The 14,964-nt window shown below is 68.3% G+C and carries 13 protein-coding genes; 7 read left to right on the forward strand and 6 right to left on the reverse strand.

All coding sequences use genetic code 11. The features are described from left to right. Positions 1-130: 130 nt before the first annotated feature. The 3 genes from AZOLI_RS10115 to AZOLI_RS10125 all read left to right on the forward strand — a co-directional run bounded on the left by AZOLI_RS10115 (position 131) and on the right by AZOLI_RS10125 (position 3,983). On the forward strand, positions 131-1,801 hold the full coding sequence (locus tag AZOLI_RS10115; protein ID WP_014248530.1) for an ATP-binding protein: 1,671 nt from the start codon (positions 131-133) through the stop codon (positions 1,799-1,801). A 65-nt stretch (positions 1,802-1,866) separates the two neighbouring features. Then, positions 1,867-3,591, forward strand: coding sequence for a PAS domain-containing sensor histidine kinase (locus tag AZOLI_RS10120; RefSeq protein ID WP_014248531.1), 1,725 nt, complete (start codon positions 1,867-1,869; stop codon positions 3,589-3,591). Further along, a complete protein-coding gene (locus tag AZOLI_RS10125; protein WP_014248532.1) occupies positions 3,588-3,983 on the forward strand; it encodes a response regulator in 396 nt (131 codons plus the stop codon). Before AZOLI_RS10120 ends, AZOLI_RS10125 begins: the two co-directional genes overlap by 4 nt. 53 nt (positions 3,984-4,036) lie before the next feature. On the opposite strand, the gene moeB is transcribed toward AZOLI_RS10125, so the two are convergent. The 6 genes from moeB to AZOLI_RS10160 all read right to left on the reverse strand — a co-directional run bounded on the left by moeB (position 4,037) and on the right by AZOLI_RS10160 (position 10,582). Beyond that, positions 4,037-5,194 (reverse strand): molybdopterin-synthase adenylyltransferase MoeB, encoded by a 1,158-nt coding sequence (gene moeB / locus AZOLI_RS10130; protein ID WP_014248533.1) that lies wholly within the window; start codon positions 5,192-5,194, stop codon positions 4,037-4,039. 13 nt (positions 5,195-5,207) lie between these two features. Then, entirely contained in the window at positions 5,208-5,492 is a 285-nt protein-coding gene (locus AZOLI_RS33055; RefSeq protein WP_197541512.1) for a MoaD/ThiS family protein, read from the reverse strand. Continuing rightward, positions 5,489-6,913 (reverse strand): TfuA-like protein, encoded by a 1,425-nt coding sequence (locus AZOLI_RS10140; RefSeq protein ID WP_014248535.1) that lies wholly within the window; start codon positions 6,911-6,913, stop codon positions 5,489-5,491. Before AZOLI_RS10140 ends, AZOLI_RS33055 begins: the two co-directional genes overlap by 4 nt. Then, positions 6,910-8,226 carry a YcaO-like family protein gene (locus AZOLI_RS10145; protein ID WP_014248536.1) on the reverse strand — a complete coding sequence of 439 codons (1,317 nt, stop codon included), beginning with the start codon at positions 8,224-8,226 and terminating at the stop codon, positions 6,910-6,912. The genes AZOLI_RS10140 and AZOLI_RS10145 overlap by 4 nt, the downstream gene beginning before the upstream one ends. Positions 8,227-8,349: 123 nt before the next feature. Beyond that, positions 8,350-9,720, reverse strand: coding sequence for a hypothetical protein (locus AZOLI_RS32470; RefSeq protein ID WP_014248537.1), 1,371 nt, complete (start codon positions 9,718-9,720; stop codon positions 8,350-8,352). A 307-nt stretch (positions 9,721-10,027) separates the two neighbouring features. After that, entirely contained in the window at positions 10,028-10,582 is a 555-nt protein-coding gene (locus tag AZOLI_RS10160; protein WP_014248539.1) for a GNAT family N-acetyltransferase, read from the reverse strand. Between the two features lie 349 nt (positions 10,583-10,931). Between AZOLI_RS10160 and AZOLI_RS10165 the strand changes: the two genes are divergently transcribed. The 4 genes from AZOLI_RS10165 to glyS all read left to right on the forward strand — a co-directional run bounded on the left by AZOLI_RS10165 (position 10,932) and on the right by glyS (position 14,901). After that, positions 10,932-11,381, forward strand: coding sequence for a hypothetical protein (locus tag AZOLI_RS10165; protein WP_014248540.1), 450 nt, complete (start codon positions 10,932-10,934; stop codon positions 11,379-11,381). A 117-nt stretch (positions 11,382-11,498) separates the two neighbouring features. After that, a complete protein-coding gene (locus AZOLI_RS10170; RefSeq protein ID WP_014248541.1) occupies positions 11,499-11,780 on the forward strand; it encodes a hypothetical protein in 282 nt (93 codons plus the stop codon). A gap of 132 nt (positions 11,781-11,912) precedes the next feature. Beyond that, positions 11,913-12,809, forward strand: a complete 897-nt coding sequence (locus AZOLI_RS10175) for a glycine--tRNA ligase subunit alpha (RefSeq protein WP_014248542.1) — start codon at positions 11,913-11,915, stop codon at positions 12,807-12,809. Between the two features lie 4 nt (positions 12,810-12,813). Then, positions 12,814-14,901, forward strand: coding sequence for a glycine--tRNA ligase subunit beta (gene glyS / locus AZOLI_RS10180; RefSeq protein WP_014248543.1), 2,088 nt, complete (start codon positions 12,814-12,816; stop codon positions 14,899-14,901). The last annotated feature ends 63 nt before the right edge of the window (positions 14,902-14,964 follow it).

Below are 14,964 nucleotides of genomic sequence, written 5' to 3' on the forward strand. Positions count from 1 at the left end.
GCCACAGTGCCATGCAACCGATGGGGCACCGTACGCCACGGTGCTTCCCGTTCGAACGATCCGCGCTTATGGTGGGGGCCCCGGATCCGGTTGCGGCACGGGTCGGGCGGGTTGGCGGTAGGAAGGCGGGATGGGAAAGATTCTGGTTGTCGACGACGAGAGGGACGTCGAGACGCTGATCATGCAGCGTTTCCGTCGCGCCGTCCGCGCCGGTGAACTGGAGTTCCTGTTCGCCCATGACGGGCAAGAGGCGCTGGAGACCCTGCGCGCCCGGCCCGACATCGACATGGTGCTGAGCGACATCAACATGCCGGGGATGGACGGGCTGACCCTCCTCGACCATCTGCCGCAGGTGAATGCCGACATCCGCGCGGTGATGGTCTCGGCCTATGGCGACCTCGGCAACGTGCGGGCGGCGATGAACCGCGGCGCCTTCGACTTCATCATCAAGCCCATCGATTTCAGCGACCTGGAAGCCACCATCCACAAGACGCTGGAGGCCTGCCGTGCCGTGCGGCGGCTGCGCGATGCATTGCAGGAGACGCGGACGGCCGAAGCGGCGTCGCGCGCCCAGGCCGCCCGCCTGCGCCGGGTGCTGGACGGCAGCCCCATCGGCGTGTCGATCATCACCGAAACGGGCGAGCTGCTCTACTGCAACCAGCGCTGTGCCGACCTGTTCGGCGTGCCGGCGGAGGCGATGCACCAGCGCTGCGCCCCCACCCTGTTCCGCCATGTGCGGGAAAGGCTGCCGGACCGGGCGCCCGGAGCCGTGCCAGCGTCGGACGAAATCGACTATATGCGCGAAGACGGGCGGACGGTGTGGATGGCGATGTCCGTCGACCGCACCTCTTACGAGAACCAGCCGGTCTTCATCGTCTGGCTCTACGACATCACCGAGCGCAAGGTGCAGGCGGAAGCGCTGCGCAGTGCCAAGGATTCGGCCGAAAAGGCCCTGGCCGACCTGGAGCGCATGCAATCCGACCTGATCCGGGCGGAGAAGATGGCGGTGATCGCCCAGTTGATCGCCGCGGTCGCACACGAGATCAACACCCCCGTCGGCATCGCGCTGACCGCCGCCACCCATCTGCAGACGGCGTCGGAAGCGATCATCATGACCTTCAAGGGCGGCCAGCTGCGCAAGAGCGACTTCCAGGACTATGTCGGCACCGCCAGCGAGGTTTCCACCCTGCTGGTCGCCAACATCGAACGCGCCGCCGCCCTGATCCAGAGCCTGAAGCTGGTGACGGAGGGCAAGGCCAGCTCGCCGCGCAGCCGCGTCGGCCTGCGCGACTACCTGTCCGATATCGTGCTGGCGGTGCAGGTGCAGCCGGCCGCGGCCGGGCACCAGCTGGCTCTGGACTGCCCGGACGGGCTGGCGCTGGACACCTATCCCGGCGCGCTGACCGAGGTGCTGCTGGCCCTGCTGACCAACGCCTTCGCCCATGCGTTCGAGCAGGTGCCGGCGATCACCGCCATCGGCGCGCATGCCGGGGACGGGACGCGGGAGGATGAGGCTGCCGTCCGCCGTCCCGGCGGCAAGGTGACGGTTTCGGTGCGGATGCTGGGGGAGGACCGGGTGGAGCTGCGCGTTTCCGACAACGGCCGCGGCATCCCGGCCGATATCCGGCCGCGGCTGTTCCAGCCCTTCACCACCACCCGCCGCGGTGCCGGCAGCATGGGGCTGGGGCTCTACGCCGTGTTCAACCTGGTTACCGGAAAGCTCGGCGGCGAGATCGACATCGACAGCGAGGTCGGCCGTGGCACCAGCGCAATCCTGCGGTTGCCGCTGGACGCCCCCTGACCCGGCCCCCGATCCTGCCGAATCGGCGGCAGAAGCCCTGCAGACGACATCTTCGGGACCCCTCCATGGACGACAAGACCGATCTGCTGCGATCCCTGCCCCCGCTGTCGTCCTATTCCCCGGAGGAGTCGGTGGCGCACTCGCTGGACCGGGCGCGGCTCTACCATGACCAGCTGGTCGCGGCGATGCCGGGCCTGATCGTCCATCGCGAGGGTGCGATCCTCCATTGCAGCGGCACGCTGGCCCGCCTGCTGGGCTACCAGTCGGCCGAACAGGTGATGGCCCTGCCCGACGTCATGGCGCTGGTCCCTGAAGACGCCCGTCTGGCAGAGCGCAACGCCTATGCCCGTTGCCTGCAAGAAGGCCCGACCCAACCGCTGGCCCGCCGCATCAAGCGCCACCGCGCCGACACCAGCATCCAGTGGTTCGACCAACTGCTGGAGCCGGTGGACTGGGGCGGCGCGCCCGCCGTGATGGAGATGCTGACCCAGATGCGCCCGGAGGCCGCCAACGCCGAGGTGCCGCATCAGGGACAATTGCTGCAGGCGGCCATCGACGCCATGCCCAACGGCGTGCTGATGCTGGACCGCGACCTGCGGCTGGAAGGGGCCAACAGCGAATATTTCCGGCTGTGGGACTATCCCCCCGGCATGTTCCCGCCCGGCACCCCGGTGGCCGAGACGCTCTATTACAACCACCGGCGCGGCGATTACGGCGACGTCCCCTGCGAGGAGACGGTGGCGGAGCTGTGCACCCGCTTCCTGGTCAAGGGCGTCATCAATTCCGAACGCCAGGTTCCGACGAACGGCCGCATCCTGGACATCCGCACCGCCCCGCGCGCCGATGGCGGATACGTCATCACCCAACACGACATCACCGACCGCAAGCGCATCGAGGATGAATTGCGGGAGGCCAAGGAGCGGGCCGAAGCGATCCTGAAGGAGCTGCGCGAGACCCAGCAGCAGCTGATCGTGCAGGAGAAGATGGCCTCGCTCGGCCAGCTCACCGCCGGCATCGCCCACGAGCTGAAGAACCCGCTGAACTTCGTCAACAACTTCGCCGAGCTGTCGGGAGAGTTGCTGGACGAGATGCTGGCACTGCTGGAGCCGCTGAACGACCATCTGGACGACGCGACCCGCGGCGACGTGGACGATCTGGTCGACAGTCTGCAAAGCAACCTGCGCAAGATCGCCGACCATGGCCGGCGCGCCGACAACATCGTCAAGAGCATGCTGGCCCATTCGCGCGGCGGCGGCGGCGAATGGCAGACCACCGACCTGAACGCTCTGGTGGAAGAGGCCCTGTCCCTGTCCTATCACGCCGTGCGCGCCCAGGACCGCAACTTCAACGCCACGCTGGAGCGTCGATTCGCGGCGGATGTCGGCGAGGTGAAGCTGGTTCCGCAGGACATGTCGCGTGTCCTGGTCAATTTGTTCACGAACAGCTTTTACGCCGTCCGCAAGCGGCAGCTGACTTGCGGCAACCCGGATTATGAACCGACGTTGAGGATAACAACCGAAGCAAGAGGAAGTGAGGTTTCCATAAGAATTCACGACAACGGCGTCGGCATGCCACCCGCCGTGGTCGACAAGCTTTTCACGCCTTTTTTCACGACGAAACCCACCGGCGAAGGAACAGGCTTAGGTCTTTCGCTCAGCTATGACATCGTGGTACATCAACACAGGGGCCGTTTCGATGTATCCAGCATCGAAAACGAGCATGCCGAGTTTGCGATCACGCTGCCACGAATCGTGACAGCCATGTCGTTAGGGGAGCGCCGGAAGACATGACCCTGGGAATCCTCGTCGTCGACGACGAACCGGATATCGAGGATCTGTTCCGTCAGCGCTTTCGCGCAGAATTGCGCCGTGGAGAACTGGCCCTGCACTTCGCCTCTTCTGCAGAAGAAGCACTCCAAAGCTTGAACACCGGCCTGCAACCGGAAGCTGTTCTTGTCCTGAGCGATATCAATATGCCCGGCATGAGCGGTCTCGACTTCCTGCAGCGCCTCCGCGCGGAAGCCCCGCAGGTGCCGGTCATCATGGTCACCGCCTATGGCGACAGCGAAAACCGCCGCCGCGCGCTGGACATCGGCGCGACCGAGCTGGTGACCAAGCCCGTCGATTTCGTCGCCTTGAAGAAGCTGGTCCAGAACGTCATCGTCCAGAAGACGGCGGCCTGAGCGCGGGCTTTCGCCGGCCCCGGGTGGGACGGGGGCGGACGCCCCCGCACCGATCACCCTGCACAGACCGCCGCGATGTCGATCAATTCCGGCCGCGCGCCCGCCGAGCAGGACGGACAGTCGGGATCGACCGGAACCGCGATCTCGTTGAACTCGCCGCGCAGACCGTCATAGAGCAGCAGGCGGCCGGCCAGAGGTTCGCCAAGGCCGAGCAGCAGCTTGATCGTCTCGGCCGCCATGATGGTGCCGATCACGCCGGGCAGCACGCCCAGCACGCCGGCCTCGGCGCAGGACGGCGCGTATTCGGCCGGCGGCGGTTCCGGGAACAGGCAGCGATAGCAGGGCCGCAGCCCCGGTGCAGCGCCGCCGAACACCGACACCTGCCCCTCGAAGCGGAAGATCGCGCCATAGACGTTCGGCGCGCCCAGCCGCAGGCAGGCGTCGTTGACCAGATAGCGCGTCGGCAGATTGTCGGACCCGTCGACCACGACATCGTGGCCGGCCAGCAGGTCCAGCACATTGGCCGCTTCCAGCCTCGTGTCGTGCGACACCACCTCAATGGTCGGGTTGAGGTCGAGCAGGGCGGCCCGGCCGCTTTCCACCTTGCGCTGGCCGAGTCGGCTTTCGGCATGGAGGATCTGGCGCTGCAGGTTGCTGCGCTCGACCCGGTCGTCGTCGATCAGGGTCAGGCGCCCAACGCCTGCGGCGGCGAGGTAGAGCGCGATGGGCGAGCCCAGCCCGCCGGCACCGATCAGGGCGACGCGGCTGCGCAGCAGCCTGTGCTGCCCGGCCTCCCCCACCTCCGGCATGGTAAGGTGGCGGCGGTAGCGCTCGCGCTGGGCGGCGTCGAGCTGCGGCGGCACCTCCACCGGCAGACCCGCGGCCTTCCAGGCGGAGAAGCCGCCGGCGACCGAGCGAACATCGGCATAACCAAGCCGCAGCAGATCCTCCGCCGCGAACAGCGACCGGGTGCCGCCGGCGCACAGCAGCAGCAGGGGACGCGCCGGGTCGGGCGCCTTCTCCTCGATCCGCAGTTCCAGGAAACCGCGCGGCAGACGCAGCGCCCCGGCGGGGTTGCCGGTCGCCGTCTCCTCGTCCTCGCGGACATCGACCAGCAGGGCGCCCTCCCGCTGCAGGGCGAGCGCGTCGGCGGCAGTCACTTCCGCGATGCGGGCGCGCAGGTCGGCAAGGCGCCGGTCCTTCAGGCTCATGGCGAATCGCTCCTCAACCGCCGGCCAGGGCGACCATCAGGGTCAGGGTGGCGCCGGCCGGCAAGGCCGCCTCCAGCCCGCCCAGCCGCCGAACGTCATCCCGGCCGAGATAGACGTTCACGAAGCGGCGCAGTTCGCCTTCGGCGGTAAACAGCCGGTCGCGGAAGGCATCCTGCCCGGCGGTCAGCGCCGACAGCGCCTCGCGCACCGTGGCGCCCGGCACCGTCACCTGATCGCGCCCGCCGACGAAGCCGCGCAACGGGGTCGGCACGCGGATGGTCACTTCTGCGGCTATCACGTCTGCATCTCCTCTTCCGGCACGGGCTGTTCCGGCATGGACTCCTGCGGCACCGTTTGGGCCAGCGCCGCCTCCGCCTCCACCGCCAGCTGGCGGAACAGGTCGCGCACCTGCTTGGCCCGCATCAGGTCGATGCGCAGGTCCAGCAGGTCCTTGAAGCCATATTCATAGGACCAGACGTCGGCCGGCGCATCAACCCGGCAGGAGGTGCTGGCGACATGCTCGGCCAGCAGTTGCTCCACCGTTTCCTTGGGCTGGCGGCTGGCGTCGCCGAAATGCAGCTCCATCACCCGGTCGACCAGCGCCGCCTCCTCGGCGGTGGACTCGTAAAGCCCGCGCAGCCGCAGCTCGTTCAGCACCGGCTTGGTCGTGCGCGCCAGGAACCGGCGCGGGATCAGCCAGAGCCGCATCGCCCGCTCGATGGCCAGCTCGGTCATCAGCTCGCTGAACTCGGCATCGGTCAGGTCGTTGCGGCGGCACCAGTCGGCCAGCGCCTCCGCCCCATTCAGGCCGCGCATGGCGCAAAAACGCTGGGTTTCCGTCCGCACCGCCGCCTCATCCACCGTGACGCCCATGACCTCGGCGAACTGGCGGATCAGCAGGCGGCCGAGTGCGGCGTTGTTGATCTCGGCGAAGTCCGGCCGGTGTAGGGCGGCGTGCGACGCGATTTCCGACAGCGGCACGGTGTTGCCGCCATGGCAGACGCGGCGGTCGCGCTCATACAGCACGTCGAAGTAATGGGAGGCGTTGAAGTCGAAGGGCGCCGGCCGCGGCGGCGTGATCAGGCTGGCGAGATGGCCGAGCAGCGCCTCCGCATCGCGGCGCTTCTGGTCGATCGCACCGCTGTCCAGGAAGCGCTCCAGCCGGTCCGTCTCCTCCCGGCTCAGCCCGGCTTCGGCGAGGATGCGGTCGCGGGTGCGTTCGGTGAAATACAGCGCCTTCGCGGCGGCGATCACCCGGTCGTGCAGGCTCCGGTCCACCGCACCGGCGGCCAGCGCCGCAGCCATGCTGGCGCGCAAATTCACCAGCGGCTCCGACAGCGGAAACCAGCCGTCTTCCGGCCCGGCATGGGCCAGCGCCACCTCGTCGTCACCGGTCAGCCGGCCGTCGACATAGCCGCGCGCCACCTCGCCGACCGGCACCATGCCGAAGGGATGGCATTCGGCCGCCCGCAAGGCGCCCATGCTGGACGCACCGTAGACCGCCACGCCCTTGTGCAGGGCATAGAGGATTTCCTTGTGCCAGACCGACAGCGACTGACCGAACACCCCGTCGATCAGGGCGATCACGTCCGGCCGGTGGATGGTCATGGCGCTGATGATGTCGGCCTGCGCCGCCGGCGGCAGGAAGACCGCGCCCGGCAGGATGGCGCGGGCATCCTCCACCGGCATGGTGGGCCCCAGGAACACACAGATCTTCATGCGACCGATCCCATTTGCGCCTGAGATGCATGCGCCTTCAGCGCCTCCGCGAAGGCCAGCGGACGCGCACCCGGAGTGTAGAAGTCGAACTGGTAGCCTTCCAGCCCCGGCACCAGCACCCGCACCACCGGAATGCCGATTTCCGGCAGGGTCAGGTCGAAGACGAGCGCCTGCTCGATCCCGGCGCGGTGCAGCACGGTCAGCAGAATGGCGACGTCGCCTTCGAAAGTCGGCGTGGCATGGTTCCGGTGACGTCGCCCGTCGGTGTTGATCGGCGTGGCTTCCAGCGCCGCGATCTCGGCGCTGCCGTCGGCATTCTGGTTGCGGACCAGATCGCGGCGGAAGAAGTCGTCGCGCGAACCGGCGATCAGGACCAGCCGCGACTGCACCGCCTCGGTCAGGGCGCGGCACATGGCGACCGCCGGCTCCAGATGGCTGCCATAGCCGCGGTTCATGCCGGTCTTGCGCAGCTCGCGGTCATAGACGATGGCCATATAGCTCGGCACGCCCATATCTGTTGTGACATCGAACAGCAGCGGACGGATGCCGGCCAGCTCGAAACGATGCAGCAGGTCGCGGACGGACGGCGCGTCGATGCTGGCCAGATCGACCCGCGGCGTCGGCCAGTTCAGCCGGTCGCCGGCATAGCGCCAGCAGGCGACGGAATCGCGCTCGATCACCTCATAGAGGCCGGCGGCGACCGCCTCCAGGATGTGATTGCCGCTGGCCAGCCCGTTGGTGCCCATGGCGTAGAAGCTGCGGGCGCCGGGCTTGGTCCCCGGCGGCATGCTGTGCAGCCCGACCGAGGTCCAGGGTGCCGCGACCGGACGGCCGCTCATCAAATCCCAGCCCCAGGTCCAGATTTCCGGCCGGTCGGGACGGAAGGAACCGTGCTTGGTCCCCGGCAGGCGGTCCAGCGGAATGCGTCCGTCGGCCGGCAGGTCGTTCCACGCCGCCTCGACATGGGGCAGGCGCAGATGCTCGGCATGGTGGAATTCGATCGCTTCCATCGCGGCGGAGACGGTCGCGGCGGCGAGGCTGAAACCCTTGCCGGCGCTGCCCGACAAGGTCGGACTGTTCGGCCGGTGTCCGATGACGGTGTGGATGCCCAGGCGGTCCAGCCCGGTCACGTCGGCCAGCCGCGTGATGCCGCACCGGGCGAAATGGGGCGAGATGCGGGCCAGCGTCTCTTCCGGCGTCGCCGTGCGGTGGGTACCGAGGAAGAAGCGCTTGGCGGCGCGGTGAACGGTGTCACCCAGGCGGATGCCGGGGAACTCCGGATGGACGGTGTCGGGCGATACGCTGTCAGCCATGGGATGGGTCAGGACTCGCGGCTCCGGCCGGTTCGGGTGGAGATGGTTCGCGGCTCCGCAGAGCGCGGGAAGCCAAGGGACGGGGCCGGCCGCCTCCCACAGGAAAGGCCGGCCCCGATCCTATCACGCCTCGGTCGTGGGATCCTCGCTCGCCGCCGGACCCTGCGACGCGGAAGCCGACGCCCCAGGAGTGGCCGCGGCCGAGGTCGCCGAAGCCGACTGCGCCGCAGCGGAGGTGGCCGACGCCGAGGTCGCCGACGCCGACATTGCCGACGCGGAGTGAGCGGACGCCGGAGCGGCGACAGCCGAGAAGGCCGGGGCCGGAACCGCGGACGCAGACTGCGCCGCTGCCGAGAAGGCAGACGCCGGAGCGGCAACAGCCGAGAAGGCCGGAGCCGGAACCGCGGACGCAGACTGCGCCGCTGCCGAGAAGGCCGACGCCGGAGCGGCGACGGCCGAGAAAGCCGGGGCCGGAACCGCGGACGCAGACTGCGCCGCTGCCGAGAAGGCGGACGCCGGGGCGGCGACGGCCGAGAAAGCCGGAGCCGGAACCGCGGACGCAGACTGCGCCGCTGCCGAGAAGGCGGACGCCGGGGCGGCGACGGCCGAGAAGGCCGGGGCCGGAACCGCGGACGCCGACTGCGCCGCTGCCGAGAAGGCGGATGCCGGAGCGGCCACCGCGGAGAAGGCCGGAGCCGGAACCGCGGACGCAGACTGTGCCGCAGCCGAGAAGGCGGATGCCGGAGCGGCGACGGCCGAGAAGGCCGGGGCCGGAACCGCGGACGCCGACTGTGCCGCAGCCGAGAAGGCGGATGCCGGAGCGGCGACGGCCGAGAAGGCCGGGGCCGGAACCGCGGACGCCGACTGCGCCGCTGCCGAGAAGGCGGATGCCGGAGCGGCGACGGCCGAGAAGGCCGGAGCCGGAACCGCGGACGCCGACATTGCCGACGCAGAGTGAGCGGACGCCGGGGCAGCAACGGCCGAGAAGGCCACCGGGGTCGGAACCGCAGAAGCGGACTGCGCCGCCGCGGAGGTCGCGGATGCCGATTGAGCGGAGGCGGAGAAGGCGGGCGCCGGAGCAGCGGAGGCCGACTGGGCCGAGGCCGAGAAACCGGACGCCGAAGTGGCCGAAGCGGAGGTTGCGGAAGCCGACGTGGCTGAAGCTGACGTCGCGGAGGCGGAGGTCGCGGACGCCGAAGTGGCCGAAGCGGAGGTGGCGGAAGCAGACGTGGCCGAGGCCGAGGTGGCCGAGGCGGAAGCGGCCGTCGCGATCGATTCGACCGCCACGTCGCTGTCCAGGCCGGTCTCTTTGCCGGTCAAGGAGTTGAAGGCGTCGGCGGCTGCGCTGCGGACATGGTCGGGAAGGACGCCGCCGAACCCGCTCTGCGCCAGCAGGGCCTGCTTTCCCGAAATGTCGAGGGCGTTCAGCTGATTACGGAATTCGCCGTCGGTGGCGAGGCGCTTAATGAGGGCGAGTGCCTGTTCCTTGGCCATTTACGGGCCCCTCCTGCAATCGGTCAGCCAATAGGATTGCTGCGAATGGAATGCAACGGCTAAACCAATAGCATAGGCAATCCGCAAAAATTCTAGTGAAAACACACAAGAATCTATGCCTGACACCGAAATTTAACGTCCGCTTCGGGCGGAGACCGGCCGTAAGCCTACAGGATGGCGCAGAATAGGCAGGGCTGCGCCCCGATCATGGCCCGCAATCGTCATCAGGTGCGATGCGACCGCCTGAAACGCACACATATGAAGGGGGCGGGAATGATGCGGCCGCGACTCGGGACAACAATCGCTCTCAACCGGTAAGCGCCGCTTCCCGCCGCCGCGCCCGCCATTCCACGCGCGTCTGGTGCCAGACATCCGCCTCGGGCGGGTTGACCGGCTCGGGCAGCAGAGTGGTTCCGCGCACCTCAGCGCCCAGCCGGCGCGCCACCGCCTGCGAGGCCGTGTTGCGGGGATGGATGGTATGGATGACCTCGGTCCAGCCGAGATGGTCGAACACCCAGTCGATGGCCGCGACAGCGCTCTCGACCGCATAGCCGCGACCCCAGCAGTCCCGCATGATCGCCCAGCCGACCTCAGGTCCCGGCCAGCCTTCCGGCACCCAAGGGCCGACTCTGCCGACCCAGCGGCCGGTCTCCTTCTCGATGACGGAGAACATGGCGAAGCCCTGGATCGACCAGGCGCCGGCCATCGACAGGAATCCGCGCCAGGCGACCGGACGGGACTGCAGGCCACCGATGAACTCGGTCGCCTCCGGATCGGCCATCATCGCCGCCCAGCCATCGAAATCCTCCGCCCGCGTCGGCCGCAGGATCAGACGAGCGGTTTCCAGAATCGGTTTATCCATGGAGGCCTTCATCCCGCCGACTCGACCCTCAGCAAAAAGCGCAGCCATGCCGCGAACACCCTCTCGAAAATCGCCCACAAAAAAGATATGGGCAAATCATTAACAACCTAAACATGCCGCCGATAACAAATCCGTCAACGGTTACAAGAAATATCATTCACAAGCATCAAACCTGCGTCCAGAGCGAACTGTCGGCACCACCGTTGCGCAGCGGGACCTTGACCGAACACCCTAGGCATTCTGGGCTAGGGCGACGGCGCGCATCGGTTCCCATATGATGGTGCGAAGCCCGGTCGCTTCTTTGTGCCCGGGCGGACAAAAAGAACAGAGACAAGTACGGAGCACAACGATGTTGCGGTTTCGGATGGCCATCCTGGCCCTGGCGGTGGTGAGCGGCGCGACCCTGGCCGTCGCCGGCTTCAGCGGCGGTGCCGCGGCCCAGTCCAAGCTGGATTCCTCGGGCCAGCCCGTTTGGGACGAAAGCCACAACCAGCGCCCGACCGCGGCCAGCGACCGCGCGCTGCCGGCCGGCGTGGTCACCCTGCGCACGGCGACCTCCGCCCCCGGCCTGCTCGGCGTCTACGCCCGCAACGGCCTGCCCTTCGACATCGTGCTGACCCGTGTCGACGCCAGCCAGTGCGTCAACATCCTGCCGGAGGATTGCGGCCTGCTGGGCACCGACGTGCGCGTTGCCAGCGGTACGGAGGTTCTGGTGCGCAGTGTACGTCAGGCCGACATGACCCGCACCTATGGCGTCACCCCGGTCTACAGCTGGCGCCCGGCCGTCGCCGCGAAGTAAGCGGCGGATCCGACGGGCCGCCGTCCCTTCGGGGACGGCGGCCCTCCCCTTCCCTATTCCCTTGACTTCCCGTCGCCCGCGGGCTGAATGCGCGCAAGAGCAGACGGGTAGCCGGCGATGATATCCTTGTCCAAGATTCTCCTCCTTGCGCTGGTGATCGGCGTCGTGTGGTTCGGCTGGCGCTGGATCAACCGCGTCCAGGCCATCGGCCGCGCCCGCACCACCCCCCGCCGGCACGACGGCCGCCGCGATCCCGCCCCCGGCCCTTCGCCGCGCGACGCACGGACCTCCGCCGCCACGGAGGCTGAGGATATGGAGAAATGCCCGGAATGCGGCGCCTATGTCGCCCCACGCTCCGCCGTGTCCTGCGGCCGCCCCGCCTGCCCCTACGGCCGCTGACGGCGGCACGCGCTCTCCCCTGGTCCCCGACACGGCGCCGCCGCGGCGCGATTTGCCGCGCTGCGGCTTGATTTGACGGTGGCGCCCGCCTATCGTGCGGCGCGTTTTCAACATTTCTATTGTGGACCGTCCATGGCCTCCCAGATCGGGACTTCCGACGGCGGGAATTCCGCCGACCGCCGCGGCCTGTCGTTCCAGGCCCTGATCCTCAAGCTCCACCAGTTCTGGTCGGAGCAGGGTTGCGTCATCCTGCAGCCCTACGACATGGAGGTCGGCGCCGGCACCTTCCACCCCGCGACCACGTTGCGCGCGCTGGGGCCCGATGCCTGGAAGGCGGCCTATGTCCAGCCGTCGCGCCGGCCGAAGGACGGCCGCTATGGCGAGAATCCGAACCGCCTGCAGCATTATTACCAGTATCAGGTCATCATGAAGCCCTCGCCGGCCAACGCGCAGGAGCTTTACCTGGACAGCCTGCGCGCCATCGGCATCGACCCGGCGCTGCACGACATCCGCTTCGTCGAGGACGACTGGGAAAGCCCGACGCTGGGCGCCTGGGGCCTGGGCTGGGAAGTGTGGTGCGACGGCATGGAAGTGACGCAGTACACCTATTTCCAGCAGGTCGGCGGCATCGAATGCGACCCCGTCGCGGTCGAGCTGACCTATGGTCTGGAACGCCTCGCCATGTATGTGCAGGGCGTGGAGAATGTCTACGACCTGGACTTCAACGGCCAGGGTGTGAAGTACGGCGACGTGTTCAAGCGCGCCGAGGTCGAATATTCGAAGCACAATTTCGAGTTCGCCAACACCGACATGCTGCTCCAGCATTTCAAGGACGCCGAGGCCGAGTGCCAGGCGCTGGTGGCGCAGAACCTTGCGCTGCCCGCCTATGACCAGTGCATCAAGGCGTCGCATCTGTTCAACCTGCTGGACGCCCGCGGCGTGATCAGCGTTGTCGAGCGCGCCGCCTATATCGGCCGCGTGCGCACGCTGGCCAAGGCCTGCTGCGAAGTCTGGACGGGGGCGAAGTAATCCAATGACCGAACTCCTGATCGAATTCTTCTCCGAGGAAATCCCCGCCCGCATGCAGGCGCGGGCTTCCGACGACCTGAAGCGCCTGGTCACCGACAAGCTGGCGGCGAACGGCCTGACCTTCACGACGGCCGACGCCCATTCCACCCCGCGCCGTCTGGCCCTGGTGGTCGACGGGCTGCCGGAGCGCACCGCCGACGTGCGCGAGGAAAAGAAGGGTCCGCGCGTCGGCTCGCCGGAGCAGGCGGTTGCCGGCTTCCTGAAGTCGGCCGGCCTCGACAGCCTCGACCAGTGCGAGCAGCGCGACACCGGCAAGGGCGTGTTCTATTTCGCGGTGACCGAGAAGAAGGGCCGCGAAACTGCCGAGGTGCTGGCGGAGATCATCCCCGCCGCCATGGCGGAACTGCCCTGGCCGAAGTCGATGCGCTGGGGCACCGGCACCGTGCGCTGGGTCCGTCCGCTGCACTCGATCATCGCCCTGTTCGGCGGGCGCGTGCTCGACGGCGGCTATGACATCGGCGGCACCCAGGGCCGCATCGCCTTCGGCAACGGCACCCGCGGCCACCGCTTCCTGGCGCCCGACGCCTTCACGGTGGAAAGCTTCGCCGACTACAAGGAGAAGCTGCGCGCCGCCAAGGTCGTGCTCGACCGCGAGGAGCGCAAGGCCAAGATCAAGGCCGATGCCGAGGCGCTGGCCGCCGCGCAGGGCCTGACCCTGTCGCCCGACGACGCGCTGCTGGAGGAGGTCGCCGGCCTCGTCGAATGGCCGGTCGTGCTGATGGGCAGCATCGACGAGAGCTTCATGGACGTGCCGTCGGAGGTTCTCATCACCTCCATGCGCACCCACCAGAAGTATTTCGCCGTGCTGGATGCCGACGGCAAGATGGCCCCGCGCTTCATCGTCGTCGCCAACACCGAGACGCTGGACGGCGGCAAGGCCGTGGTCGCCGGCAACGAGCGCGTGCTGCGCGCCCGCCTGTCCGACGCCAAGTTCTTCTGGGACCAGGACCGCAAGACCAAGCTGGAATCCCGCGTCCCGGCGCTGGAGAAGATCACCTTCCACGCCAAGCTGGGTACGGTGGCCGAGAAGGTCACCCGCGTTCAGCTGCTGGCCGCCGAGATCGCCCGCGCCATCGGTGCCGACAGCGACGCCGCCAGCCGCGCCGCCCTGCTCTGCAAGGCCGATCTGGTGACCGAAGTGGTCGGCGAATTCCCCGAGGTCCAGGGGATCATGGGCCGCTACTATGCCCTGGGCCAGGGCGAGAGCGCCGACGTCGCCAACGCCATCGCCGACCATTACAAGCCGCTGGGTCCGTCGGATTCCTGCCCGACCGCGCCGGTTTCGGTCGCGGTGGCGCTGGCCGACAAGATCGACACGCTGGTCGGCTTCTTCGCCATCGACGAGAAGCCGACGGGCTCGAAGGACCCCTACGCGCTGCGTCGCGCTGCGTTGGGCGTAATCCGGCTGGTGCTGGAGAACGGGCTTCGGGTGAAGCTGTCGGAGGTGTTTGCGGCTGCTCACGGCGCCTATACGGTCAGCGGATTCGCCCCGGCCGGCAGCGTCGGCGGCGACCTGATGTCCTTCTTCGCCGACCGCCTGAAGGTGGTGCTGCGCGAGCAGGGCGTCCGCCACGATCTGGTCGACGCCGTGTTCGCGCTCGGCGGCGAGGACGATCTGGTGCGGCTGCTGGCCCGCGTGAAGGCTCTGCAGGCGTTCGTCGGCTCCGATGAGGGCGCCAACTTGGCAGCGGCCTACAAGCGCGCCTCCAACATCGTCCGCATCGAGGAGAAGAAGGACGGTGCGAGCTTCGACCAGCCGGTCGATGCTGCCCGTCTGGCCCAGGACGAGGAAAAGGCGCTGTTCGCCGCGCTGAACGAGGCCTCGGCCACCGCCAAGCCGCTGCTGGAGGCGGAGGATTTCACCGGCACCATGGCGGCGCTGGCGAAGCTGCGCGGCCCGGTCGACGCCTTCTTCGACAAGGTGACGGTGAACGCGGAGGACAAGGACCTGCGCGCCAACCGCCTGCGCCTGCTGACGCAGATCCGCACGACTCTGAACGCGGTCGCCGACTTCTCGAAGATCGAGGGCTGAGTGCGGAGGGGGGCGTCCGCGCCCCCCTCCCCGCATCCCATTCCACAAAACGCATGCATCGCA

Origin of the sequence: Azospirillum lipoferum 4B, from assembly GCF_000283655.1 — a bacterium.
In the GTDB taxonomy this organism is placed as follows: domain Bacteria; phylum Pseudomonadota; class Alphaproteobacteria; order Azospirillales; family Azospirillaceae; genus Azospirillum; species Azospirillum lipoferum_C.